The sequence below is a fragment of the Helicobacter baculiformis genome (genome assembly GCF_900197685.1).
GTDB lineage: Bacteria > Campylobacterota > Campylobacteria > Campylobacterales > Helicobacteraceae > Helicobacter > Helicobacter baculiformis.
On record NZ_FZMF01000008.1, the window covers coordinates 16173 to 41679 of the forward strand.

Annotated in this window: 25 protein-coding genes, 6 tRNA genes and 1 pseudogene; 13 read left to right on the top strand and 19 right to left on the bottom strand. The window is 45.3% G+C overall.

Annotated features, from left to right (window positions below; translation table 11 throughout):
• The 10 genes from C6G87_RS01695 to accD all read right to left on the bottom strand — a co-directional run bounded on the left by C6G87_RS01695 (position 1) and on the right by accD (position 10023).
• Positions 1 to 888 carry a DUF2156 domain-containing protein gene (locus C6G87_RS01695; RefSeq protein ID WP_104751823.1) on the bottom strand — a complete coding sequence of 296 codons (888 nt, stop codon included), beginning with the start codon at positions 886 to 888 and terminating at the stop codon, positions 1 to 3.
• Entirely contained in the window at positions 878 to 2797 is a 1920-nt protein-coding gene (gene lysA / locus C6G87_RS01700; RefSeq protein WP_104751824.1) for a diaminopimelate decarboxylase, read from the bottom strand. Before lysA ends, C6G87_RS01695 begins: the two co-directional genes overlap by 11 nt.
• Positions 2794 to 3360: a 2-oxoacid:acceptor oxidoreductase family protein gene (locus tag C6G87_RS01705; protein ID WP_104751825.1), complete on the bottom strand. Its 567-nt coding sequence runs from the start codon at positions 3358 to 3360 to the stop codon at positions 2794 to 2796. The genes lysA and C6G87_RS01705 overlap by 4 nt, the downstream gene beginning before the upstream one ends.
• Positions 3361 to 3362: 2 nt before the next feature.
• On the bottom strand, positions 3363 to 4190 hold the full coding sequence (locus C6G87_RS01710) for a 2-oxoglutarate ferredoxin oxidoreductase subunit beta (protein WP_104751826.1): 828 nt from the start codon (positions 4188 to 4190) through the stop codon (positions 3363 to 3365).
• Positions 4191 to 5321: a 2-oxoglutarate synthase subunit alpha gene (locus C6G87_RS01715; RefSeq protein ID WP_104751827.1), complete on the bottom strand. Its 1131-nt coding sequence runs from the start codon at positions 5319 to 5321 to the stop codon at positions 4191 to 4193.
• Positions 5318 to 5659, bottom strand: a complete 342-nt coding sequence (locus C6G87_RS01720) for a 4Fe-4S binding protein (RefSeq protein ID WP_104751828.1) — start codon at positions 5657 to 5659, stop codon at positions 5318 to 5320. The genes C6G87_RS01715 and C6G87_RS01720 overlap by 4 nt, the downstream gene beginning before the upstream one ends.
• A gap of 189 nt (positions 5660 to 5848) precedes the next feature.
• Entirely contained in the window at positions 5849 to 7276 is a 1428-nt protein-coding gene (locus C6G87_RS08460; RefSeq protein ID WP_158653069.1) for an outer membrane protein, read from the bottom strand.
• 408 nt (positions 7277 to 7684) lie between these two features.
• On the bottom strand, positions 7685 to 8701 hold the full coding sequence (locus tag C6G87_RS01730; protein WP_104751829.1) for a hypothetical protein: 1017 nt from the start codon (positions 8699 to 8701) through the stop codon (positions 7685 to 7687).
• Positions 8702 to 8746: 45 nt separating this feature from the next.
• Positions 8747 to 9178: a 23S rRNA (pseudouridine(1915)-N(3))-methyltransferase RlmH gene (locus C6G87_RS01735; protein ID WP_104751830.1), complete on the bottom strand. Its 432-nt coding sequence runs from the start codon at positions 9176 to 9178 to the stop codon at positions 8747 to 8749.
• Complete coding sequence (accD, locus tag C6G87_RS01740; protein ID WP_104751831.1) at positions 9175 to 10023, bottom strand: acetyl-CoA carboxylase, carboxyltransferase subunit beta; 849 nt, start codon at positions 10021 to 10023, stop codon at positions 9175 to 9177. Before accD ends, C6G87_RS01735 begins: the two co-directional genes overlap by 4 nt.
• Before the next feature lie 104 nt (positions 10024 to 10127).
• Between accD and C6G87_RS01745 the strand changes: the two genes are divergently transcribed.
• The 5 genes from C6G87_RS01745 to C6G87_RS01765 all read left to right on the top strand — a co-directional run bounded on the left by C6G87_RS01745 (position 10128) and on the right by C6G87_RS01765 (position 10539).
• Positions 10128 to 10203 (top strand) — tRNA-Lys (locus C6G87_RS01745).
• Position 10204: 1 nt separating this feature from the next.
• Positions 10205 to 10279, top strand: a tRNA-Glu gene (locus C6G87_RS01750).
• Between the two features lie 4 nt (positions 10280 to 10283).
• Positions 10284 to 10359 (top strand) — tRNA-Val (locus C6G87_RS01755).
• A gap of 1 nt (position 10360) precedes the next feature.
• Positions 10361 to 10437, top strand: a tRNA-Asp gene (locus tag C6G87_RS01760).
• A 26-nt stretch (positions 10438 to 10463) separates the two neighbouring features.
• A tRNA-Glu gene (locus C6G87_RS01765) sits at positions 10464 to 10539 on the top strand.
• On the opposite strand, the gene C6G87_RS01770 is transcribed toward C6G87_RS01765, so the two are convergent.
• The gene (locus C6G87_RS01770) at positions 10540 to 11268 is read right to left on the bottom strand and encodes a cell surface protein (protein ID WP_199767597.1); all 729 of its coding nucleotides are present in this window, start codon (positions 11266 to 11268) and stop codon (positions 10540 to 10542) included.
• A 110-nt stretch (positions 11269 to 11378) separates the two neighbouring features.
• Between C6G87_RS01770 and der the strand changes: the two genes are divergently transcribed.
• The 3 genes from der to dnaN are packed head-to-tail and all read left to right on the top strand — an operon-like array spanning position 11379 to position 15551.
• The gene (der, locus tag C6G87_RS01775) at positions 11379 to 12689 is read left to right on the top strand and encodes a ribosome biogenesis GTPase Der (protein WP_104751832.1); all 1311 of its coding nucleotides are present in this window, start codon (positions 11379 to 11381) and stop codon (positions 12687 to 12689) included.
• Complete coding sequence (locus tag C6G87_RS01780) at positions 12689 to 14419, top strand: ATP-binding protein (RefSeq protein ID WP_104751833.1); 1731 nt, start codon at positions 12689 to 12691, stop codon at positions 14417 to 14419. Before der ends, C6G87_RS01780 begins: the two co-directional genes overlap by 1 nt.
• A 34-nt stretch (positions 14420 to 14453) precedes the next feature.
• Complete coding sequence (dnaN, locus tag C6G87_RS01785; protein ID WP_104751834.1) at positions 14454 to 15551, top strand: DNA polymerase III subunit beta; 1098 nt, start codon at positions 14454 to 14456, stop codon at positions 15549 to 15551.
• A gap of 81 nt (positions 15552 to 15632) precedes the next feature.
• Here dnaN and C6G87_RS01790 read toward each other — a convergent pair whose 3' ends face one another.
• Together C6G87_RS01790 and accB are read right to left on the bottom strand one after the other, a co-directional pair.
• Positions 15633 to 16991 carry an acetyl-CoA carboxylase biotin carboxylase subunit gene (locus C6G87_RS01790; RefSeq protein WP_104751835.1) on the bottom strand — a complete coding sequence of 453 codons (1359 nt, stop codon included), beginning with the start codon at positions 16989 to 16991 and terminating at the stop codon, positions 15633 to 15635.
• A gap of 9 nt (positions 16992 to 17000) precedes the next feature.
• Entirely contained in the window at positions 17001 to 17495 is a 495-nt protein-coding gene (gene accB, locus C6G87_RS01795; RefSeq protein ID WP_104751836.1) for an acetyl-CoA carboxylase biotin carboxyl carrier protein, read from the bottom strand.
• An 85-nt stretch (positions 17496 to 17580) separates the two neighbouring features.
• On the opposite strand from accB, the gene dcd reads away from it, so the two are divergent.
• Complete coding sequence (dcd, locus tag C6G87_RS01800) at positions 17581 to 18141, top strand: dCTP deaminase (RefSeq protein WP_104751837.1); 561 nt, start codon at positions 17581 to 17583, stop codon at positions 18139 to 18141.
• Positions 18142 to 18191: 50 nt separating this feature from the next.
• Here the strand turns inward: dcd and C6G87_RS01805 are convergent, their stop codons facing one another.
• Entirely contained in the window at positions 18192 to 18776 is a 585-nt protein-coding gene (locus C6G87_RS01805) for an outer membrane protein (RefSeq protein WP_104751838.1), read from the bottom strand.
• 217 nt (positions 18777 to 18993) lie between these two features.
• A tRNA-Asn gene (locus C6G87_RS01810) sits at positions 18994 to 19068 on the bottom strand.
• Between the two features lie 119 nt (positions 19069 to 19187).
• Here C6G87_RS01810 and C6G87_RS01815 point away from each other — a divergent pair.
• Genes C6G87_RS01815 through C6G87_RS01830 form a run of 4 tightly spaced genes read left to right on the top strand, consistent with a single transcriptional unit; the run spans position 19188 to position 22862 of the window.
• Entirely contained in the window at positions 19188 to 19442 is a 255-nt protein-coding gene (locus C6G87_RS01815; RefSeq protein ID WP_104751839.1) for a YfhL family 4Fe-4S dicluster ferredoxin, read from the top strand.
• Positions 19442 to 20905, top strand: coding sequence for a Ppx/GppA phosphatase family protein (locus C6G87_RS01820; RefSeq protein WP_104751840.1), 1464 nt, complete (start codon positions 19442 to 19444; stop codon positions 20903 to 20905). The genes C6G87_RS01815 and C6G87_RS01820 overlap by 1 nt, the downstream gene beginning before the upstream one ends.
• On the top strand, positions 20902 to 21924 hold the full coding sequence (waaC, locus tag C6G87_RS01825; protein WP_104751841.1) for a lipopolysaccharide heptosyltransferase I: 1023 nt from the start codon (positions 20902 to 20904) through the stop codon (positions 21922 to 21924). The genes C6G87_RS01820 and waaC overlap by 4 nt, the downstream gene beginning before the upstream one ends.
• Entirely contained in the window at positions 21921 to 22862 is a 942-nt protein-coding gene (locus tag C6G87_RS01830) for a lipid A biosynthesis lauroyl acyltransferase (RefSeq protein WP_104751842.1), read from the top strand. Before waaC ends, C6G87_RS01830 begins: the two co-directional genes overlap by 4 nt.
• 28 nt (positions 22863 to 22890) lie before the next feature.
• On the opposite strand, the gene C6G87_RS01835 is transcribed toward C6G87_RS01830, so the two are convergent.
• The 4 genes and pseudogenes from C6G87_RS01835 to C6G87_RS01850 form a co-directional block, all read right to left on the bottom strand.
• The gene (locus C6G87_RS01835; protein WP_104751843.1) at positions 22891 to 23208 is read right to left on the bottom strand and encodes a hypothetical protein; all 318 of its coding nucleotides are present in this window, start codon (positions 23206 to 23208) and stop codon (positions 22891 to 22893) included.
• Positions 23198 to 24541: a DHH family phosphoesterase gene (locus C6G87_RS01840; RefSeq protein ID WP_233708956.1), complete on the bottom strand. Its 1344-nt coding sequence runs from the start codon at positions 24539 to 24541 to the stop codon at positions 23198 to 23200. The genes C6G87_RS01835 and C6G87_RS01840 overlap by 11 nt, the downstream gene beginning before the upstream one ends.
• Positions 24517 to 25269, bottom strand: a complete 753-nt coding sequence (locus C6G87_RS01845) for a 7-carboxy-7-deazaguanine synthase QueE (RefSeq protein ID WP_104751844.1) — start codon at positions 25267 to 25269, stop codon at positions 24517 to 24519. The genes C6G87_RS01840 and C6G87_RS01845 overlap by 25 nt, the downstream gene beginning before the upstream one ends.
• Positions 25266 to 25507, bottom strand: a pseudogene (locus C6G87_RS01850) (6-pyruvoyl trahydropterin synthase family protein); the annotation flags it as partial. The pseudogene C6G87_RS01850 and the gene C6G87_RS01845, both read right to left, overlap by 4 nt.

Sequence of the window (25507 nt, forward strand, 5' to 3'; positions counted from 1 at the left end):
TCAATCCTTGTAGATGGCATGAAATTTTTCTAGCAAAAAGGCGGGGTTATAACCCATTTTGGCTTGGCGCAAACCCTCAATGCCTAAATCCTCTTCGCGATTGACTAGGGGGCAGTCTTTAAAGGCATGCGCTAGGAGTTGTTGGTTGATCATCTGATAAGCCCCGCGCACGCGTGGGTCGGCTTTTTCAATGTGAATCACCGCCATCTGTGCGCTGATTCTCTCCCCAAAACTCAAACCCACGATACGCCCTTCTACCACAATCACGCCCCCCTGTAATTGCAGCTCCTCAAAGACTTTTAGCGCGTTTAAAATCCCCTGATGTTCGTATTCTAAGGCTTCATCCACCTGCCCTAAGGCGCGCCATTCACGCAACGCGCTCACAATCTGATCGCGGTTGTGCGCGCTGATGGGCTCATAGGTGAAATGGGGATATTCCTTTAAAAAGGCGTTGAGATGATTCTTTTTTTTGTGAAACTTCTTGCCTTGTAGGGCGATGAGTTCGGCGGTGTGGTAGATATAATCAAAGCGATCCCGCTGAGGCTCAATGTCAAAGGCATGGGGCAAGAAACTCTCTAATTGCGCCCTTTGCTCTGTTTGCAAGGCTCTAAACTCTAAAACTTCGTGATGGGCTTTGGTGTGGGCTAAAAGCTCTGTAATTGCCCCCTTTTTATCCCCCGCCCCGATGGGGTAGAAATAAAAAGGGGGTTGTTTGGGGTATTGTGTGCGAATCACCACACAGCCACACACGAGGGCTAGGCGAATATCCCTAGCGCTTTGCCACAAATACAAATTGGTAAAATTCACATCCGACACGCTCAAGCTATCCTCTTGTAAATGCGTGTCTAGCAGCCCTTTTAGCTCTAAACTCAAGGGTTTAAACTCCACTTTTTCTCCGTGTAGTAGAATAAGCACCCAAGCATAGAGGCGCTAAAGGGGTGGGTAATTCTAGGTCTGCGTTGGCTTCTAGTAAGCACCCTAGTGGCGTGGCTGAAAAGCAGGGGTCCTTGCAAATCTTTAAAAGGGCTTGTACTTCTTGTTGCGCTGTGGGGGCAAACCACCACGCCTTGCGTGTGGGGTTGTTTTGTGCTAAAAAGCCAAAACGCCCCACCAACAAGCACCACACATTAGCGATTCTAAAGCTATGCGCGATTTCTAGGCGTTGTTGTGCAATATGCTCTGCTAAAGCTTTGAGCCCTTGCGCGTACGCGTGGCTAGCGCGCACCTCTAAAAGCCCATAATCCACGCCCTTGAGCAAAATCGCCTCAAAAAGCACTAGGGGATTGTAGAGTTTTAATTTAAACTTCTGCCCTAAAAGTCTTCTAGCCGTGCTGGTGTGGGCGCTAACCCCCACTTGTTCAGGATGGATTAGCCCCCTTGAGATGCCTAAAATCTCTGTATAAACGCTCTCTAATTGCCCCCCCACTTGGGCGTAAATTTGGGCTTCTCTAGCGGGGTTGTAGATGGGTAAGTTTTGGGCACGCTTGTGTTGGGCAATACGCCTAGCCACCTCAAAGCGTTTGGTGAGCAGGGCGCTAATTTGGGCATCCAGCGCGTCAATTTGGGCGCGTTGACTCTCTAGGCTGCTCTCCTGCAAACAGGCGCACTCATCTGCCACAAGGCTAGAAAACTCTTCTCTAGCCCTAATCACTTTGAGCACCCCCCCCTCTAGGGCGAGTTCTAAAATCTTAGGGCGGCTATTGTAATGGCTAGCCATGCTCGCCCCATAAGCCCCCACCTGCTTGAAGAGTAAAATATCCCCTCTAGCCACTCCTCTTAAAGCCACTCCCTTTAAAAAGCAATCTGTGCTCTCACACACTGGACCCACGATGTCATAGATCCCCTCTGTGCCCTCTTGGGCGTTAAGCACCTCTATAGAGTGGCGCGCCTCATAAAGCGCGGGGCGCAAAAAATCATTCATCCCCGCGTCCACCACCACAAAGTTTTTCTTAGCCCCGGGCTTGACATACTGCACTTGGGTTACCAACACTCCACTATCTGCTACAATCCTGCGCCCGGGCTCACAGATTAAGGTTAAGTCTAGTTTTTGCGCCGCGCTTTTAAGGGGCTGGGCGTAATCTAGGATACTAATAGCACCCCTCCCCTCATCCACGCCTAACCCCCCGCCCATGTCTAAAAACTTGAGTTCTACCCCGCTAGCGATCAAAAAACGCGCTAAGGCACTCATCTTTTGACTCGCCTCTTTGATTGGTTCTAACTCAATGAGTTGGGAGCCAATATGACAATGCAAGCCCACCGGTTCTAAAAAGGGGGATTGTTTGGCAAACATGAACATTTGCACGGCTTCTTTTTCCTCCACCCCAAATTTATTTTCCCATAGACCGGTGGAGATGTGGGGGTGGGTTTGCGCGTCAATATTAGGATTGATGCGCACGCTGATTCGTGCGGGGGTGTTGCTCTCTGTAGCGATGCGCTCGATGAGTCGCAATTCCTCAAAGGACTCCACATTCAAGAATAAAATCTTGCTCTCTAGGGCTTCTTGGATTTCGCTCTCTAGCTTGCCCACCCCGCTAAAGATGATCTTATAGGGGGGGATGCCCGCTAAAAGCGCCTTGCGCACCTCATAAATAGAAACACAATCCCCCCCAGCCCCCAAGCGCGCCAAATGGGCTAACAAGCTCAAATTAGAATTGGCTTTCAAGGCGTAACAGATGAGGGATTTAGCCCCGCTAAAGGCGTTTTTAAAGTCTAAAAACGCTGTTTTGATTTGATCAAAATCGTAGAGATAAAAGGGGGTGGGGTGTGTCGCCACAATGGGCGCGATGTCTAAATTCAAGAGATTTTCTTTGCTTCTAACGCCTTGAGCGCGTGCGCTTCCCCAATTTCAAAGGCTTTTTTATTCAGCTCTGCCACTTTAGCGGGCACTTTGGCAACCATCGTTTCAATCACTTGGGCGCGATCCACGCAATCCATGAGGGTGATAGTGATGGCTAGGGCGACCACAGATTGGGTGATGATATTGCCCACCTCATCTTTGGCGATGCTGATAATGGGGATTTTATAGAGTTTAAACTTGGCTTCATCCTCTGGGGTGGGGTGTACTAAGTTGGGATCAACCACCACCACGCCCCCCTCTTTGACATCGCCTTTAAAGAGGTTGTAGCTGCTTTGCGCCACAGAGAGCATAAAATCAATCTCTCCCTCTTTGGCATAGGGGTAAATGATCTGTGCAGCGCTCAAAATAATGTCCACTTTAGTAGGACCGCCCCTCACTTGGCTCGTGTAGGTAGAGGTTTTAGTGCCAAAGCCCCCGCTAGCGATCTTAGCTTCGGCTAAGATTTCCCCCGCCAACAAGACCCCCTGCCCGCCCACGCCTGTAAAACGCAATTCTAAACTCATGGCTAGCTCCTCTCTTTCTTAGAAGCTTTGGCGATCACGCCTTCATAAGCCTGACAATACTCCATTTTAGAAGTGTCTTGTTTGAGTACACCAGTGGGGTACTTGCCCTCCCTCTCCTCAGGGCTTAACGCCTCGTATTGGCGTTTGCTCACCAAGCGGGATTGAATCCATGCCAAAGTTTGAGCCGCTTCGCCCATCTTGTTTTTGCGCCCCAAATTGATATGGCAATTGCTATGCACATCCACAAAGCTAAAGCCCTTATGGCTAAAGCCCTCCGCTAGCGTGCGCTCCAATCTTTTAGGGTCTAACACACTCTCGCGCGCGACAAAGCTCGCCCCGGCTGCCATCGTGATTTCACAGGGGTCAAAGTGGTTATCAATATTGCCACTTTGGGCGGTAACCGTCCACATCCCATTAGGGGTGGTGGGGGAGGTTTGCGAATTGGTGAGTCCATAGATGAAGTTATTGACCAATACCAAGTTCAGATCAATATTGCGCCTGCAGGCATGGATGGTGTGGTTGCCGCCAATGGCAAAGCTATCCCCATCTCCAGAAACCACGATGACATGTTTGTTAGCATTGGCTAACTTGATCCCGGTGGCGTAAGCCAACGCGCGCCCATGTGTGGTGTGCACGGTGTTGCAATTCACATACGAGCTCATCCGCCCGCTGCACCCAATCCCACTCACCAAGCACACATCGTCCATATTCCAGCCCAAGCTATCAATGGCGCGGATAATGCACTTCAAGATCACCCCATCCCCACAGCCCCAACACCATAGCGTGGGGGTTTTATCCACACGCAAATACTCATCATAATTAAACGCCATTTATAGCTCCTTTATTTTGCGCGCGATCTGTCTGGGGGTAAAAGGTCTGCCATCGGCTTGTAGCAACGCCTCCACTCTGCGACCCATAGCATGCTCAATTTCTAAAACATACTGCCCCTTATTGAGCTCGACCATGAGGATTTTTTCAAACCTTTTACCCAATTCTTCTAGCTGTTTGCGCGGGCTAGGCCACAGAGTGAGCGGGCGAAAAAAGCCAACTTTCTTAGCATACCCTTGCGCTTTTAAATCCCTTAGGGCTTCTTTGATAGCCAGCGCGCTAGAACCATAGCCAATAATAAGCACCTCTGCGTCCTCTAAATCCATCTCTTCATTTTTGCTAAGAATGTCTAATTTAGAGTCAATCTTATGAAAGAGTCGCTCGATGAGCGCGCCCCCAATTTGGGCATCTTCGGTGGGGAAACCAATGGGTCCATGGTGTAGCCCCGTGATGTGGTAGCGGTATCCCTTAAAAAAGGGGTTGAGAATGGCTGACTCGTCCATGGGCACGCCATAAGGTTGGTAATCCTTAGGGTCGCCCTCAAAGACGCGCCGATTCACTATGCCCTCTTGCACCTCCTGTAAATCGGGTAATTGCACCCTGCCATACATGTGTCCAACAGTCTCATCTAAAAGCAAGAACACCGGAGTCATGAGCATTTCTGCCAAATTGAAAGCGCGGATCGTTTCGCTATAGATTTCTTCTAAATTGCCCGGAGCCAAAGTTACGGATTTAAAATCCCCATGAGAGGGGTGTTTTAAAAAATTCACATCCCCTTGAGCGACCCTTGTGGGCATCCCTGTAGAGGGACCTGAGCGCATGACATCCACGATCACAAGGGGGGTTTCTGTCATGAACGCATAGCCGATCTGTTCTACTTTGAGAGAAATCCCCGGCCCTGAGCTAGCTGTCATCGCCTTCACCCCGCTCATGCTAGCCCCTAGCGACACACACACCCCCCCAATCTCATCCTCCATTTGGATAAAATGCCCCCCGTGAGCGGGCAAGAGTTTGCTCATCGCATGCATGATGTCTGAGCTAGGCGTGATAGGATAGCCTCCAAAGAAGCGACAACCCGCCTCAATGGCGGCTTTAGCGACTAAATCATTGCCATCAGAAATCACCTCCCTCATTGACCCCTCCCCTGCGCAATCGATTCTTCTAAAAGCATGTAATGATTAGCCCGCACTCTCACGCCTCTCTCTTCTGCCTCTTTGGACACTTTAGCAAATTTAAACTCTTTCTTCTCCGCGACATAAATGGCAAAGTCCGGACACCCCAATTCGCATTTACAACACCCAATGCAACTTTCTGGGTAAGCCACCTTAGCGACCTTGCCTAGAATATGATCCAAGCGCACACCCATGCCAAGCACCCCAGCCGGACACACCGACACGCATAAATCGCAACCCTTGCAACGCGCCTCATTCACCCAAACGGGCACGCCTTGGGGGGCTACCATCTTAGACATCAACACTCCTTGATAGACAGACAGATTTGGAGGCTCGATCTTAGCATTTTAATACTAAATTGCAACTAACAAAGAAGTTCAAGATACATCCAAAGAAAATAAATAAAAAAGTTAAAATCACGAATACAAAGGCAGGTGTACCACTTTGACATGCCCTACATCTTTGATTTTTTTTGCAAAGACTTACCTCTAAAAATTGAAATTATAGACATAGTTGCAGTAGAAAGAAACATCACGCCTAAACCCTATTTGTTCTTTATAGACTCCCGCTTGCCCGTAATTGGTGGCGGTAGTGGCATAGTAATTCAAGATAGGTAATAAAGGGATACGCATACCAACTTCAAAACCATTATGGCGATCAATATTGCTTCTAAAGCCAAAATTCAAGGGCAGTTGAAAATAGCTAGTGCCCATATGCACTTGACATGCGCTATCGTTTTTGCAATTAGTAATCATTGTTTTAAGAGTCGAACTATTCGTACTCCACGAAGTACCTATAAGCATCAATCCAAAGAAAATCCCATGTGTGCGTGTGCTATCTGTATTTTCAGAGAAGTTATATAAGGCATCAACACCCACGCCATAAGCAAAGTTATTCACACTATAGGCTCCTTTGCCCACTCTGCCCCCGTTATAGCTAAAGCTACCATAATAACGCACCCCCCAGCGCCTTTTTTTACCAAAGAATTGTTTATAGCCAACCTGCATATCTACACCGTAGAAATTGACATTTGCATGGCGGTATTGCATGGCAGAGAGAAATTTTTTAGTGGTGCTGGTGTGTACATTGAAAAATTCTGAGCGGTTGTTTTGATAATATTTTTGCAGGGCTATTTGGGCGGCTTGTGCGCCGGCTTGGGTGCCACCTATGGAATTTAAGAGAGCATCCGTGATATTTTTTCTATTATCTGGTACAACAAGCTTATCTTGATTCACGCTTGTGAGTGCGCTGAATAGTTGGTTTGAAAGCGTGCTAGCTGCGTTTTCTAAGCTGCGCATTTGTGCCTGCAATTGTTCAAAGGTAACATTGCCGGTTATAAAAGTGTCTCCTAGCACACTCTTTGCCTCTTTTTCAAGTACACTAAATTGATCCACGTCTATTTTAACCTGGGGACTTTGTCCTAAATTTTGCACTGCAATATCACTAGAAAGAGTGCTTAGTGCATGGAGTAGAGCACCTATAGCTAAAGCAGGATTATCGCGGTTAGCTTGGTCAAAATACTCAAGTGTGGAAGATACCCAAGCATTTATTAAGCTAGGTCTGTTATCCGAGTAGTTAGTTTTATCTACCTGAATATTCATATCAGCCTGTCCATTCCATGATGCGATATTATTAAGCGCATTGGACACATTTGTATAGGGGTTATTTTTGGAATCGGGAAATTGGATTGTAGAAGCTTGAGGTATATGTCCACCTGCCCCACCCCATGGAAAAACATCGCTGATTTTTATTGTTTTTGGGGTGAATGTTTGTACTTCTTGAATGCCCTGCTTGCTGGTCCCATTGGCTTGGATACCATGAGAATACTGAAAACCCACTTGCGCATAAAAGCCACTATTCTCTGCACTCAAACATCCGAGTACTGCCACTACACTAAGCCACCTCAAAATATGCACAATTCCACCTTTCAAGATTTAAAGAAAAAAATCGCTAAGAGAAAACAAGCTACAGCCGCTCTTAACCAATAAGAGACCAAGATTTCTAAATGCAAAAGATTTTTTAAGCGGACCGGTAAAGCCAACCCTGAGTGAGAGACCTGGAGAAGCCGCTTGCTTGAGGTGATACTAGCGTTGTTAACTTAAAGAGAGCTTGTATTTTCTCATTTTTTGCCTTTTTTGAAAAAATTACTCTACTTGCTTGGGCTCACCATCGTTGGGGGCAACTTTGGGGGGCTTATGGTAGTGTTTATGTTTCGGAGTGGAATTGGTGGAGCTGGCAGGACACTGACAGCACCCATTTAAATATAGTAACGATACACATAGAAAGGCTAAATTCTTACTCATGTTCTTCCTTTTCACACGCTTTCACACGCCAAAAAATACTTCTAAAGGATAGGATTTATCCATCATCTTAAGGTCTAAATAGGCGTTGATAATCATAAACTCATCTTTAGGGTGTGTGCTCAAGCGTTCGCGCACTTGATCGATCATCTCTAAATCCAATAAAATATAAAGAAGTCCTCTTTCGGCACGCTCATCCTGAGTTGCCAAAAATTCAAAGAATTTAAAGCGCGCGTCAGGGGCAAGAAGAATCTTAGTCTTTTTAGCTAATTGTAGATAATCTTGACTTTCGTAGCCAACTAGTGTACATAAACGCGCTATAGTTTCTTGATTTAATGTAGTTTTACCGCGTAGATACGCCTCCAAAAGATGGGCTAAAACTTCCCGATCTATAAGCTTTTCAGCATTCTTAAGCACCTTTGGCAGTTCTTTGTTAGAGCCCCGCTCGATGATAGCAATCAGAGCATGCTGTTTGATTTCTGTACTGAAGGCATCACTTTTAAGAACCTCGTGGGCGCGCTTGAGATCCTGTCGGATTTGGTTGTGTAGATTATGAATGTAAAAAGGATTCTGAGGCGAGAAATCGTATTTGTGTAGATCAACAGCGTGTTCCTCATTGATATCTTGGTAATAGGTAAACAGCCGATCAAGTTTTTCATACCCACTCTCAGGAGTGTTGGGGTCTGCTTGCAATTTGAAGCGTGCTAGGATTTTGGAAAGCGTACCAAAAAGTGAATTGTGGTAACTTGCCTTAATAAAAGTATTTTTAGTGTCTTGATCCATGATCTGACGCACCAGTTTTTCCATATCGCGCCGCTCGTTGTAGCGTGCAAACAGGTTCATCAAACTTCCCCCAAGCACAAAAAGCAGAGTGAATCCAAAAAAAAGCAATACAATTCCTACAATCCAAAGCGCAATGGGCAAATCAAATATGCTTGTAGAAATAGAAAGGGCAAAGTGGTTAGGGGCAATGCCGTGTACATACCAGCCCAACGCAATGACGAATAACAAGGTAAAAGCGGTGTAATAGCGTAATTTCATGGTTTCCTCCGAAATGCAGATTATAGCTTAAAGTGGCTAATAGCCCTATTTATGGTAAGGATGGTGGTTTAAGAGACTCAAAGCTCTGAAAATCTGTTCACATAAGACAAGCTTGGCGATCTCATGGCTGAAAGTGAGCGCGCTCAATGAGAGAGAGGTGCATTGATTTAAAAATTCAGGAGCAAATCCAAAAGCTCCCGCGATGAAAAAATGCACGCGTGCATGCCCGGATAGAAGTTGGCTAAAACTCTCGCTGGTGTAACGATTGCCCATAGGGTGCAAAGCAAGCGCCAAAGTGTTTGCCCTAAGGTAGGGTTGCAGGGCTTTAGTGTAACTTTGTTTAGTGTGTACACCTTTGGGATTAATATCTAACACGCTTAGCTTTGCGCCAAATTGCTGGCATTGGCGTTGGTAATGCACAACCAGAGGTGTGAGTTTAGGGTTGGGTTTGGCGATAGCATAAATATAGTAGGTCATGCGTGTGTCAGCATGCCCACTAGATCACTGATACTCTGTTTTAGATCTTTGCGCTCAATAATCATGTCGATGAGTCCGTGTTCTAATAGAAACTCTGCACTCTGAAAGCCGTGTGGCAATTCCGCACCAATCGTTTGCTTGATAACTCTAGCCCCCGCAAAACCAATCATTGCGCCGGGCTCAGCGATGATGAGATCGCCCAAAAAGGCAAAGGATGCGCTCACGCCCCCAAAGGTAGGATCTGTTAAAAGCGAAATAAAAGGCAATCTGGCCTCTGAGAGTTTGTTGAGCGCAGCACTAGTTTTAGCCATTTGCATGAGCGAATAGGTAGATTCCTGCATTCTAGCCCCCCCGCTAGCTGACACAATTAAAAGGGCTTGAGATTTTTCCACTGCGCGGTTGATAGCGCGTACGATTTTCTCCCCCTCCACTGAGCCCAAAGAACCCCCCATAAACGCAAAATCAAAGACTACAATTTGCATGCCAATCCCATGGATTGCACCCTCTCCGCTAATCACAGAACTAGGGCGCCCTGTTTTGGCTTGGTATTTTTTGACCCGTTGTTTATAACTCTCTTTGTCGACAAAATTTAGCGGATCAACGGGTTTAAGTTCCTTATCAAATTCGACAAAAGTATCCGGATCGCAGAGAAAATCGAGGCGATCATTAGCCCCCATTCTAAAATGGTAATGGCATTTCAAGCAAACATGGTGTTTGGCAAAAACCTCCTTATAATACATCAGGGCACTACACTGGGGGCATTTGATCCAATGACTAGGCATATCCTGTTTGGAAGCCTGTACCTTGTTTTTCTTCAAATTTTTTAGAAAATCTGTTAGACCCATATCACCACCTTAAAAAGAGTTAGTAGTGCTATGTTATCACATTTTTAATACATTTGATCTTGACAAAGGCTTGTAAATAGTGTAATATTGCCTTTTGTGCGAATGACCCGTTAGCTCAGCTGGTAGAGCAATTCCCTTTTAAGGAATGGGCCGCTGGTTCGAATCCAGCACGGGTCACCAAGGCTCCTTCATCTAGTGGTTAGGATACCACCCTTTCACGGTGGTTACAGGGGTTCAAATCCCCTAGGAGTCACCACTTAGGTCGCTTAGCTCAGTTGGTAGAGCGCCACCCTTACAAGGTGGATGTCATAAGTTCGAGTCTTATAGCGACCACCATGGAGCGGTAGTTCAGCTGGTTAGAATACCTGCCTGTCACGCAGGGGGTCGCGGGTTCAAGTCCCGTCCGTTCCGCCACTCTCTATAATCCCTTCTCAAAATTAGACCCCTTCATCTAGTGGCCAAGGATACCACTCTTTCAAGGTGGAAACGGAAGTTCAAATCCTCCAGGGGTCGCCACTACCTAGGACATTCTAAAAAGAGATCGAAAGTCGCTTTGTTGCGCAACTCGCGCTTAAAATCTAAGTTAATAGTGATTTCTTTGCTTTGAGCAAATGTGTCAATAAGCTGCTTGCTGATCACCACGCGACAACCAGTTGTGTTAAATTTATAAGGAATCTTATCAATAACAATCTCAAAACGCGTGGGGGTTTTTGGCTTAAGGGCATAGCGTTGGTAGGAAGTGTTGATGCTAGCTTCAGCTTCGGGTTTTTGTGAATATTTGTAGGTGTTAATGCGCCCCTCTATGTTGGTGATTTTCGTTGCTGCATTGTTAAGAGAGAAGATTTGGGTTTGTCTTTTGGTCAGGAAAACTTCTCCTTGCATAAATTTTTGCAATTGGAAAGAATGAATTTCTAAAAATAATTTGCCATGGGATTCTTCAATCCCTACATCTTTTTCACTTAGAGGATAATAATTTTCTTGAGAAAACACGACCTTTTTAGGACCTTCTTTTTTAATCTTAATGGTTCGCTTGGTTGTGGCGCTGGCAGATGTATTGCCAGTAGACATGGCATTATCGCGATTCACCGTGTTAGTGATGTCTTCTTTGTAATTGAAATTATAATTAATTGGTTGGTTTGTGTAGGGTTGTTTGGTGCATCCAAGAGAGCCTAGAGACACAGCAACACCAATTATGGCAACACTATAAAGATTACAAGCATCAAGCACCCCGGACACTTTTCTCATCAAAAAACCCTTCTTAAGTTTTAAAGCTTATAATAGGTTACTATGTCTTAATTATAGGGGTTTTAATAAAACTTCATGCTTAAAGCAAGACCTAAAGATACAGGCTCGTAATGCACAAGATCGCCATCGTGGGTAGACCCAATGTGGGGAAAAGCTCTTTGTTCAATTGCCTTAGTAAAACTAGAAATGCAATCACTTCTGCGCTCGCGGGCACGACTAGGGACATTAAAAAGCAGATCATTGATCTAGAAGGACACCCTGTAGAGTTGTGGGACACGGGCGGGTTTGACCCCACACATGCATTAGGCACGCAGATTTGCCAACACAATCTACAGACGCTCCATACATGCGATTTAGTGCTCTATGTGGTAGATGGCAAGATACCCCCCCAAGAGGAGGATAGATGCCATTTTTACAAAATCCAGCAACGCGTCAAAAAGTGTTTTTTGCTCGTCAACAAGATTGATAATTGTCAAGAGCAGAATGAAGCCTATGCCTTTGGCAGTTTTGGGGCTTTGCAGATGTTTTTTCTCTCTGCTAGCCACAGACGCGGGCTTAAGACACTCATTCAGGCCATTCTTGCCACTCTCCCCCCATCAGAAAACCTAGCCCTCTCATCAGACACACCCCGTATTCAAGTGGGCATTATTGGGCGGGTGAATGTGGGCAAAAGTTCGCTGCTCAATGCATTAGTGCAACAAGAACGCGCTTTGGTTTCAGACATCGCGGGCACGACCATTGATCCGGTGGATCAAAGTGTCATGCATGCCGGTCAAGAGATTTGTTTTGTAGATACGGCCGGGTTGCGCCAACGATCCAAGATTGCAGGGCTAGAGAAATACGCTCTCGATCGCACTTCCAAAGTGCTAGAACAATCCCAAATTGCGCTATTGGTTTTAGACGCGAGCGCGCCCTTTGTAGAACTAGATGAAAAAATCGCCGCTTTGGTAGAAAAGCACCGCTTAGGGGTGGTCGTGGTGCTCAACAAATGGGACATGCGACACGCCAGTTTTGAAACCATCATAGAGAGCTTCCAACACAAATTTAAATTTTTACACTATGCCCCTGTGCTCACCACCAGCGCGACTAGCAAGCGCCATATCCACGCGCTTAAGGATAAGATTTTAGAAGTTTACGAGCATTTTTGTATGCGCATTTCTACCAGCACGCTCAACCAAGTCATCACAGAGGCGACCCAAAGACACCCCCTGCCTAGCGACCATGGCAAGATTGTGCGCATTTACTACAGCACACAATTTAACACCAGTCCCCCCCAAATTGCCTTAGTGATGAATCGCCCTAAAGCCCTGCATTTCAGTTACAAACGCTACCTCATCAACACCCTAAGGGCGCGCTTTGGCTTTTTGGGAACACCCATTATTTTGAGTGCGCGCGATAAGAAACAAGCAATCGAGTCCTAATGCAATACCTTATCGATTTTTTGCAAGTCACAGACATTAAGCAGGCGCGCATTTTCTATGCACTCAAGTGCGGAGTGGAAGAAGCCTTGATCCTGCAGTACTTGACTAAAGAATATCTTAAAGGGCATGTAGAGATAGAGGTTTTGCCCCTTTTAGAAACTTTGTTTGAAGTCCATGATGACCAAATTCTAAGCTATCTCAGACATGTTAAAAATCTCTTAGAACTCGAATGGATCATTCAGGAAAAACGCGCCAAACGCCAAGAGATTCTCCTCTTAGAGCTCCTAGATGGTTGCATTGCCTTAAGTCCAGCGTTTTTAAAATTAGTTGAAGAAGGGCATAGCGCCCACCCTTTCTTAGATACTAGTCCTTATGAGGATCATCTAGATTATTTTAACGATTGGTTTTTTAAAATCGATTTGTTGCGCAAATTACAACGCCAAAAAACTCCCCAAGCCAGTGCGCATGCCCAGCAGCAATTAGAACTCTTGGAGCACAAGATTAAGGCACGCACAGAGTGCACTCAAAACCCTCTGTCCATTCAAAAATTTCTCCACAAACACGCCCTCAATCCCAAAGAGATCATCCTCTTTTTTGCCCTGCTCAAGAGTGAGTATTCTGAGGATTATAGCAAAGAAGAGGGTTGTGATTTTAAGAGTTTGCTGGATTTGCTCAGTGTAGATGGAAGTGCACGCCAAAGTAATGCAGCATTACTGAGTCCTCATGGCGCACTGATTAAAAAAAACATCATGGATTTTGAAGAATTGCTCGATCCCTTTGACCGGGGCATGGTTAGACAATATTTTTTACAAGAATGGGTTTTAAGTGCAATCACCGCGCCCAACCCTCATATTAAAGGGCGTGCCACACTCAAACACATTCTTAAAGACAGCGATATTTTTGAAGCCTTAGAATCTAAGGTAGGCTTAGATTCGGTGATCTTAAGTCAAAAAACTAAAGAGACTCTAGAGATTTTATGCAAGCAGATGGAGTCTAGCATGCAGGCGCGCCTCAGGGCATGGGGTATTAAAAGTGGAACACGCCATCATATCCAAGCTAAAATTATCTTCTATGGACCTCCGGGTACGGGCAAGACGATGAGCGCACTTGCCTTAGCCAAAAGTCTTAAAAAAGAAGTGCTATGCTTTGACTGCTCTAAAATTCTCTCCATGTATGTGGGCGAATCGGAAAAAAATGTCCGTAGGATTTTTGATGACTATTACAAGATCGCCAAGCAATGCAAAAACCCGCCTATTTTGTTTCTAGACGAAGCCGATCAATTCTTGAGTACGCGCACCACCGCCGGGAGCGGTGCCGATAAAATGCACAACCAAATGCAAAATATTTTTTTGCATCAGATTGAAAAATTTGAGGGCGTTTTAATCGCCACCACCAACCTCTTAGAAACCCTAGACACCGCTTTTTCACGCCGCTTCAACCACAAGATCGAATTCAAGCCCCCCACCTTTGAACAACGCGTGCAGCTATGGCAACAACACTTGCCCAAAAATGCCCCCTATGCCCCCCCTCACACGCTAAAAAGTCTTGCTCACGCCCTCGCACGCCATGCCTTAAGCGGGGGACAGATTGCCTTAGTGGTGAGAAACACCGCCTATAAAGTCGCCACCTATACCCAGCCTCTTTTTACCCTAGAAGATTTCTTAGCAGAGATTAAAAAAGAGAAGCAAAGCAATTTTGAAGGGGTCAAAAATATCGGCTTTGGAGTGTAATCTCCCTTTTTAAAAATTTTTTTAAAGGAATTCTATGAAATTTGTCATTGCTAAAACCCAACTAGAAAGTGCACTTAAAGATTTGATTGCGTTCACCGATAAAAAGGATCTAAGTAATATTACTTCCCATGTGTGTATTGAGGCAACACAAAATGCATTGGTATTTCAGGCGAATGATTTGGAAATGGGTTTGTGTTTAACCTTAAACATCAGCGCGCAAGAGGAGGGTAGTGCAACATTAAACGCTAGGCATTTACTAGACATTGTTTCTAAGTTGGAGTCAGGCGATTTATTGCTAGAGCGCAAAGAGGACTTTGTACATGTAAGTTTTAAGCGTTCTAAATTCAAGTTACCCCTCTTTGATAAAACACATTTTCCTGAATTTCCCACATACGCACACTTGCCCTCTGTGCATTTTAGCGATACCTCTTTGGGGGATCATTTTAAAAATCTTGCTCAAGTGATCACAACTAATGCCTCTAAATACGAATTTACAGGTATGCTTTTGGCATTGCAAGAAAATTTAGAGTTGGTTGCCACAGACACAAGACGGCTTTCTTTGGCGCAGATGGAAGTGGAGGGCTTAGCTACAAACACACGCACAGAATTTATTCTCCCCAAACGCGCCGCCTTAGAGATTGTCAAACTCTTTAAAGGGGATTTTGAGATGTTTTATGAGCCTAAGGTTTCTGATGATTCTAGGGAATCTAGCATGCTTTTCTTCAAAAATGCTTCGATGGTACTTTTTTCTAAACTCATTAGCGGGAAATACCCCAGTTATCAGGCTATTATTCCTACAAGCTTTACCCATCAAATAGAATTAAATACCCAAGATTTTAAAGAGGCAATCAAGATTACTCAAGCTTTAAGTCCGACCACCAAGATCAGCTTTTATCCGGACAAAATCGAATTCGAATCCCTGCAAACTGAAAATCTCAGTTCTGGTTCAACCTTTATTGAAGCGAGCACCCCCCTAGAGGACTTTGTGATCCACGCCCATGCACGCCATCTATTAGACGCTCTCAACGCCCTTTGCACCCCCACTTTCGAGCTTTGTCTTAACGATCAAAGCGCTCCCTTTGTGATTCAGAAAAATTCTTTTACGACCATTATCATGCCTGTAGCGGTGTAATCAGCATTCTTCGGAGCACAATAACAACACCCACCGTGGGCTGAAACATGGTTTCTTCTCAGGGGATGTTCAAGCCAAAACTTATGTTAGTGTAGATTCTAAGTATTTCGTATGGATTTTATTCTGTCTAAAATCTGGGTTGTCTAACATGGCAATATGGAAAGGAATTGTTGTCTTAATACCCTCTACGCGAAACTCTTTAAGAGCGCGCTTCATCTTTAAAATAGCCTGATCACGATTTGGTGCATGCACAATGAGTTTGCCGATCATTGAATCGTAAAAAGTGGGCACACGATAACCTGCATAGACATGAGTGTCTAGGCGCACACCAATGCCTCCCGGAGCAATCCAAGTTTGGATCGTGCCCGCACTGGGATAAAAATTTTGCGGATCCTCAGCGGTGATACGACATTCAATGGAATGCCCTTGACAAGAGATTTCTTCTTGAGCAGGCAGGGATTCGCCTTGAGCAATTCTAATCATCCACTCTATGAAATTAAGTCCACTTACCATTTCGCTCACTGTGTGTTCCACCTGCAAGCGTGTGTTCATCTCCATGAAATAAAAATCCCTGCCATTGCTGTCTAGCAAGAACTCAAAAGTCCCTGCACCCACATAGCCAATATGTCTAGCAGCTTTAGTGGCGGTTTCTAAGAGTTTGGTACGCACCTCTGCACTTAAGACCATCGCCGGGGTTTCTTCAATGAGTTTTTGTTGTCTTCTTTGGGTAGAACAATCACGCTCGCCCACATGCACAACATTACCATGTTTATCTGCTAAAATCTGCACTTCGATGTGTTTGGGATCTTTGATAAATTTTTCAATGTAAACACTTCCATCTCCAAAGGCACTTAACGCTTCTGTTTCTGCAGCAAGGTAGAGATTTTTTAGCAGACTGGGGTCTTCTACCACACGCATACCGCGCCCTCCACCCCCATTAGCTGCTTTGATAATGATGGGGAATCCAATGCGTTGAGCTACTTCCAGTGCCTCATCACACCCCCGCAAGATTCCCTCACTTCCTTCAATGACAGGCACGCCAGCCTCGCGCATCACCGCTTTTGCTTTAGATTTATCACCCATGAGTGTCATGACTTGCGCGCTCGGACCGATAAATTCTAAGCCATGATGAGAGCAAATTTCAACAAAATTTTGGTTTTCACTTAAAAAACCATAGCCGGGGAAAATAGCATCTGCTTCAAAAAGCTCGGCAGCACTTACAATAGCCGGAATATTAAGATAACTTTCACTAGATTTTGCCCCCCCAACACACACTTTTGCATTAGCAATATTAAGATAGTGCGCGTCTTTATCGGCAATCGAATAGATAGCAATGGATTGTTTATTCATTTCAGCAATGGTTTGAATAGCACGCAACGCGATTTCGCCACGATTGGCAATTAAAATACGCTGCAAAGATTTGGTTTTAGGTTGCTGCATAGGAAACCTTTAAAGTTTTTCAATCTTGACAAGTTGCGTGCCAAATTCTACTGCTGTAGCATCCTCTACCTCGATGGATAGCACCTTGCAATCGCATTCAGCTTCGATTTCGTTCATAATTTTCATCGCTTCTACAATGCCGATCGTTTGCCCCTTTTTGATAGTGTCGCCGGGATTGACATAAGGACTTGCACCCGGTGCAGGACAGCGATAAAAAGTACCTACCATAGGTGATAATATATAATCTTCCTTAGCATCCTTAGAAACACTGGCTACCCCCGCCGTGCTATTTAAGGCACATGTACTTGCTGTAGGGGATTGGATCAGGGGGGCAGAAGTTTGGGGGGAAGGTACAACACTAGGAATTTGAGCATCAAGTAACCCTACGCTCTTCTTAGCACTCCTGTCTAAGATGAGCTCTAAATTTTCTAATTTGAGCTTCATATAACTAACATTGCTCTTGTCAAAAGAACTTATGATCTCCTGTATATCGCCGAGTTTCATCGATTGTCCTTAAAAATTTGAGTTGGAATGGCTGGGATCAGCTGTAGTATAATAACATGATTTTAAGTGTATGAAGGGATAAGCTATGGGTTTGAAAGCGGATACTTGGATTGAACGCATGAGTGTGGAGCACGCAATGATTGAGCCTTTTTGTGCTCAGCAGATTTCTAAAGGTGCGATTAGTTACGGATTGAGTAGCTATGGGTATGATATCCGTGTAGGTGCAGAGTTTTTACTCTTCGAACCTCAGGAGAATGGCGTGGTTGATCCTAAGAACTTTGATTCTAAACTGGTACGCCGCGTGTATGCGGAAGATTTTGTCTTGATACCTCCTAATGCCTTTGCCCTTGCACATAGCATTGAGCGCATCAAAATGCCCAAAGACGTCCTGGCAATTTGTTTAGGCAAAAGCACTTATGCACGCTGTGGAATCATTGTAAATGTTACCCCTTTCGAACCCGAATTTGAGGGGCATATTACAATCGAGATTTCCAACACCACCTCACTGCCAGCTAAAGTCTATGCTAACGAAGGTATCGCGCAAGTGATTTTCTTGCAGGCAGACAGCGTATGCGCAATAAGCTATAAAGACAAACAAGGCAAATACCAAGGGCAAAGCGGAATAACCCTGCCCAAGATAAGCTGAACACCACGCACAAAGGCGGGTGGTGTCTAAAGGAAGACTCTCCTCAGCGCCTAAAAGGTGTAAACATAGTTAACATACCATGCGTAGTGGCGCTTCATGTTCATGTTGGAATATATTTGCTGTGGCACCATAGGGAACTTAATGCCAGCCTCAAAGGCAGAATGCTTCATAATGCGCACACGCCCGCCCACTTTAAAGAGAAATTGAAAAGCAGTGTGGGAGAAATTAGCGTAAGTCCATGTGGTGCCTGCGAGTTGAATACCCCCTACTAAACCAACTGAGAAGGGATCTGTGGCGATGAAATTTACAATCGCATCTGCTGCACCACCATAGGTGTACAGATTCCATTTATCACTATTGGTAGCTCCCCATTGATTGCTGTTGTTCCAATCTAGGAAGCTATAAATGCGCCCACCAAACCACTTATTAACAAAACCAACGCCCCCTGCTTGAAAACCTAGCCCATAGATAGGGAAGCCATGAGAAAGAGGTGCTTTATACGCTCCGGCCTTACCTTGTTGATATCCAAGTCCCATGAAAAACCCATTGGTTTCCTCTGCCTGTACTACTTGAGTTGCACCCATCGCCATTAATGTTGCTAGCGCCAAACCTTTTGCTTTGATCCTAAAAGCCATGAAAACTCCTTTATAAAAATTAAGATACGAGGCAGATAAGCTAAAAACGTTCCACTTTACAGCTTAACAACCCATATACTACATCGGCTAAAAGCCCACTCTAGGGTAAACGAAAACCATTAATAAAAAATAAACCAAGCCAATCCCACTTTTGAAGATAACGAAGCGAACATACCGAAGCGAAGAAAGCAGGAAAATTAAGACAAGAAAGCATATATGGCTCCAGATGTAGGATTCGAACCTACGACCAAGCGGTTAACAGCCGCCTACTCTACCGCTGAGCTAATCTGGAACAAGAAAGGCACATTATACATCATTTGTTGAATGTTTGTCAAGGCATTTACTTTAGTTTTCTCTTAAGTTTGGTTTGCTATGATGAGTGCCCTATATCTCATCATAGAAAGGGTTAAAGTGTCTCTTTTAGTCAGTCAAGAGTGTATTGCTTGCGATGCGTGTCGTGAAGAGTGTCCTACAGAGGCTATCGACGAGAACGATCCTATTTACAATATCGATCCCGATCGTTGCACTGAGTGTGTGGGCTATAGCGATGAACCTAGTTGCGTGAGCGTATGCCCTGTGGATGCTATTATGCCTGATCCTAACAATACTGAAAGTCCTGAAGAACTCCAAGACAAATACACGCTCCTACAAGATAACGAAATCTAATGGCGAAAATCACCACGGTCATTGACATTGGCTCGAACTCCATGCGCATGGCAATCTTTAAAAAGACAAGTCAGTTTGGCTTTTACCTGCTCTATGAGCTTAAGTCTAAGGTGCGCATTTCTCAGGGGACTTATGAACACGGGGGCATGTTGCAAAAAATCCCAATTAAGCGTGCACTCAAGGCACTTAAGGAGTTTAAAGAGATTGCACAAAAATACAAAAGCAAAAAGCTTTTTTGTGTTGCCACAAGCGCCGTGCGTGATGCGCCCAATGCGCGAGAATTTGTAGCACTGGTTAAAAAAGAATGCGGGTTACGTGTTAGGGTGATTGATGGAATTAAGGAAGCTTTCTATGGAGGAGTGGCATGCGCTAATCTCTTGCACCACAGAGAAGGAATTACAATTGACATCGGTGGGGGAAGCACGGAATGCGCACTCATTAAAGAAGGCAAGATTGTTGACTTGCTCTCTTTGGATTTGGGCACAATCCGTCTCAAAGAACTTTTTTTTGATAAAAACACCCCCTTACAACATGCCTTAGATTTTATTCATAAAGAACTTTCCAAAATTCCTTCTCATTACCAAAGTGTGCAGGTTTTTGGTGTAGGTGGCACAATTCGTACCATTGCTAAGCTAGCTATGAGACGCAATAATTACCCTATTGAAGTTGTGCATGGCTATGAAATGGATGTGAATGCACATATAGACTTTATTGATAACATTGCACAAAGTTCAGAAGCACGCTTAGAAGTCCTTGGTGTAAGCGAGGATCGTCAAGATAGTATTCGTAGTGGAGCACTCATTCTTTGGGCACTTTTAAAGCATCTGTGTCCAGAAAAAATAGTGGTGAGTGGGGTAGGGGTGCGTGAGGGAGTGTTTTTGAGCGACATGCTTAGAAATCATAAACATAGCTTTCCCAAAGGTATTAATCCCTCTATCCTTTCCCTGCTGGATCGCTTTTTACCTCACGCGCAGCATAGTCAAGAGGTCAAACGTGTATGTGTCAAGCTATTTGATGCCCTCCAACCTCTGCACCAAATTGCTCCAGAATATCTTTATCATCTCAAAATTGCTGGACAACTTTCTAGTATTGGCAAGGTTTTAAATTTCTATGGCGCACATAAGCATGGTGCATATTTGGGTCTCAACGCTTTGAGCTATGGTTTTTCTCATCAAGATCGTGCTATTATCTGCCTGCTCGTGCAATTTAGCCAAAAGAAAATTCCTAAAGACAGCAATATCGCCCACATCAGTGCCATCATGCCCCCTATTCTTACCTTGCAATGGCTGAGTTTCATTTTAGGACTCGCTGAAGCGCTTTGTATTGCGCGCATTCCTAAGGATATCACCTATACTTTAAAGGGTAAAAAACTCGCCATTAAGAGCTCTAAGGAGCTCTACCTATGCCAAGAAGTCATCGCTAAGCTGAGCAAGCCTGCTCCTTTAGACATTGTTTTTTTATGAATGTTGCCATTATTCGGTTTTCAGCCCTAGGCGATATTATCTTAAGTGCGGTTTTTCTCCCCTTTATTAGGGAGCACTATCCACAGGTGCGTATCCACTGGTTTGTGGATACGATCTTTGCACCTATTCTACTACACTCGCCCTATATTGATCATTTACATATCATTCCCTACAAACAGACTCTACATACGAAGAATCCGCTCCAAATTTGGAATTTTTACCGCAATCTTAAACAACACACGGAAGATTTCGATGTGCTGATAGACATGCAAGGTTTGCTTAAATCAGCACTATTTGGAGCATGCGTCCGTAAAAAAGCTTTTGTGGGCTTTGACATCTCTTCTATCAAAGAACGCTTGGCGAGTTTATTCTATAGTCATAAAGTTACAATTCCTTACAGCACACATATTCTCAAGCGTAACCAAGCGATACTTGAGCACGGATTTAACATGCTCAACACATGCATTTGGGATCACGCTTTAGAAATGCGTCATTCTGCCTTTTATCTCCCTTCTTGTCCTCAGCTACATTCTTTGTTCAAGGGAACACGCCCTAAAATTCTTTTTGTGCTAGAAGCCTCTACACCAAACAAAATGTACCCATGGCAACATTTTGCTCAAGTGGGGCGCTTACTCCAAAATAAAGATGTAGAAATTGTCATCTTATGGCATGCGCATTTTAAGCATGCTCAAGCCCTCTATGATGCGCTCAAATCCCGAATGCCTACGATCTTACTTCCTCCCTTAAAGCTTGAAGAGATTAAAACTTTAGTGTCTTTAGTTCATGTTGTTGTAGGAGGAGATACGGGTATTGTACATCTAGCGTGGGCGCTTCAAATTCCATCAGTAACTCTTTATGGCAATACCCCTAAAACGCGTTTTGCGTTGGAAGGGTACGCCCAAATCGCCTTAGTGGGCAATGCCCACGCGAACTATTCTAAGAGGGATTTCTCTATCCAGCGCATTTCTCCTCAACAAGTCGCCCAGGCTATTATACAACTCATAGAAAAGAAATCATGAGTCTCCGTAGAGAATGGAATTTCTTTTGTGCGAAGCTTTTAGAATGGGGAGTAAATGCGCTAGGTTTTGGGCTTGCCAAGCTTCCACATCGAGGTTTTGTGGCATGTGTGCATGCGCTGGGTTTTATGATGTCTAAACTAGATCGGCGGCGTTGTTGGGACGCTAGAGCAAATTTAGATTTTGTATTCCCCACAATGAGTCGAGAGCAAAAAGAGACAATTATTAGGCGGGGGTATGATAACCTTGCCTTTATCCTATTGGAGAGCATACGAGTGGTATTTCTACCTAAAAAGAGCTATGATGCACGCTTTACGTACATCGATCAGCATCACATCTTTGATGCGCTCCAAAAAGATGGACAGGCGATTGTGATGGGCATGCACTTTGGTTACTGGGAGGCAATGGGCACTTCTTTAGCACAGTATTATCCTGAACAGGACAAGGGTTCTTTGGGCAAATTGACCAAATCCACATGCGTTAATACTATACTGATTAAAAGGCGCGAAGCTTTCGGAGTACATTTTATTAATAAAATTGGAGCTTTTAAAGATTTGCTGAAAATCTATAATCGAGGTAAGGGTTTGGTGGGTATTTTGGTCGATCAAAATATTTCATCCAAAGAAGGGGTTGTTGTGCGTTTTTTTGGCAAAGAAGCGACACATACTACCATCGCCTCCATCTTATCGCGTCGCTACAATATCGCTATTATACCTGTGATCGTAGATTTTAATCAGGACTATAGTCATTATACTGCTACTTACTACCCTCCCATCAGAGCCAAAAACACTCAAGATATAGCCGCAGATATTTTAGAGGCTACCCAAGAGCAAGCTAGCTTAAGCGAGCATATTATTAGAAATCATCCCGAAAGTTGGTTTTGGTTTCATCGGCGCTTTAAGAGTACATACCCTGAAATTTACAAAAAACGCAGGAGCTGAAGAGACCTTAAGAAGCTCCGGATTCTACTTAGCTAACCAATGTACATTCTACACAAACCAACACGCAATCCACATAGTCGTAAGTGCCCACCACGCGCACCAAATCCCCCTTTTGCAAGCAGGGGAGTTTGTGAAACCACCACAAGACTTTGAGCAATCCGCTAGAATCCTCAAGCTCCAAGCGGGCATGTTCGCGATTGCGCCCCATTAAGACATGATTTTTCAAGCGCGCCCGCACGGCAAATTGCGGGGGTTCATTGCCCACGCCATAGGGCTCACCCTGTTTGAGCAGGGCTAAAAACTCGCTAGAGTGCAAAGTGGCGATGCGATCCACTTCAAAAAGCATGGTGTCTTTCTAAATAGATCAAAGCGTCTTGAAAATCTTGTTGGCTCTCAAAGACCATCCCACAAGCGCGTTTGTGCCCACCCCCCATGACATTGATCCCGCTGGTTTGCAAATGCCCTAGTAGGGCGATGAGATCGATTTCTTTGGAGCGCAAAGAGGCTTCAATGCTCTCTTGTTCGTAGCGCCAACACAAACTCATTCTGCTGGCATGTTGCTCTAAGAGTTGGTTGGCAATCAAGCCCATAAGCCCGCGCGCGATCGCCCCACCCGCATGCACCACCCCCCCACACACCACCGCCTTTAAACTCTCTTGAGTTTGGGCGATCAGATCTTTGCGCTGTTGGTGGGCTTGGAGTAAAAGATGGGCGTAATGGGGGTTAGCCTCTGTATTGGAGAGCAAATCCACCACCACGCTACAATGCACGCACCCCTCAATGCCATCCATGCGCCCCACGGCGTTAATGGGGGCGATAATATCCCAACTGAGCATGCTCAATTTGTATTTTTGGGGGTAGGAGCGGCTTTTGAGCTGGTAGAGTTGGGCTAGATTGGCCGGCATAGAGGTTTGCAGGGTGTGATCCATGCGCTGGACTAGGTGGCGGTTATAGGGGGTGCTCAAATCCATCATATCCCCAATGGTGCTAAGCCCGGCTAAAACCTGCATGTAAGTCCAATCTTGCGGGCGCATTTTAATATGGTAGCGCTTGGCGTAGGCAAGCATGAGCAAATAGCCCACACACGCCCCGCTAATGCCATGAAAGGGGTGGTTATCACTTAAGAGTGGATGCACAAAGGCATCGCAGGCAGGGATACGCCCCTCTAAAAACTCATGGTGATCGCTCAAAATTAAGGGGGTGTTGTGGGCATGCAAAAAATCACAGACGGCATCTAGAATAGTCGCGCCATTATCAATGGTTAAAAACAGGCTATTGTGAAAATCTAGGGGCTCTCCCCCTGCTAATTGCCCCTGAGCGTAGCGCGTGCGTACAAGGCGGCGTTTTTGGGCGTATTCTTCTAAGAGCTCCACACTCATGCCATAGCTATCGGTGTTGCGGCGCGGGATGATGTAGGCAAGTTTGGGGTGCTTGATCACATGTCTTAAAAAATAAAGTACAAGCGCTGTCCCGCTCATGCCATCGCAATCGTAATCGCCCCCAAGGATGATCTGGCGTTGTGTTTGGATGGCTCCATGCAAAAGGCTTAGGGCTTGGGACACCGCGCCCATTTCTAACACGCTCTCTAGGCTAAATTTGTGCTTGCCATCGTCCTTAGTGATGTTTGCAATATGGGCACGAAACGCCTCTAACATCAACGCCCCCGCGTATCGCCCCATAGGCGGATATGCAAGCGATCGCTCAAATGATACCCTCTTTGCAAGCACACAGGGGCTAAAATTTTGGCATGTTCTTCTATGCTATGGGTACCTAGGGGCATCAGATAAATGGGTGGGGGAGGGCAGGCTAGAGTCTCTAAGATGGAGTCGATTTGGGCTAGGTCTTGATCTAGGGCTTTGGGGCGCACCACGAATTTAAAGATCGCGCGCGCGTGCTCTAGGATCGCATGCAGGGCGGCGTAATTGAGTCGCTTGTGCGCGCTCTCCAAGCTGAAGGCGAGTTTGACACTCAAGGTAAAATGCAAGGCGCGCAGGGGGGGGCAGAACTCAAAAGACACACTCCCATTACTCTCCACACTGATAAAATACCCCTGCTCTAAAAGTGTTTCTAGCGCGCTTAAAAGGAGGGGATTTTGAAAATGCAAGGTGGGTTCGCCTCCTGTGAGCACGATATGGGGTAGGTGGGGCGTGGGGGGAGTGAGCGCGTAGATGAGATCTAACAATTCTTGAGCGCTCTTTAGCTTGCGCCACTCTTGGGCATAGAGGGGATGTACCGCATACGCGCTATCACAGCCCACAATCTTACGCCCCTGTACAATAGCCCCAACCCCAAAACCCTTGCAGCGCAAATTACACCCGCCCAAGCGCACAAAGACACTGGGCGCGCCCACATGCGCCCCCTCCCCCTGCAGGCTGTAAAAGGCTTCCACGAGGGGGATGGGTGTCATAGGGGGATTTGCTGTAGGGGGCTAAAGGGCTTTTTGGGGGGGATGATCGCGCAGGCTAGGAGATAATAATACTGCTTGAGCCGATCTATCAAAGCGGAGTTTGGCATCTCCTCTAAAATGCCCGGAGAAAAACACACACTCTCTAAAGAGATAGAACGCATTAAATCCGGATTTTGCAAATCGGCTTTAAAACTTTGGGCATAGCCATAATTGGTTTCATGTACGCGCACCGCACTCA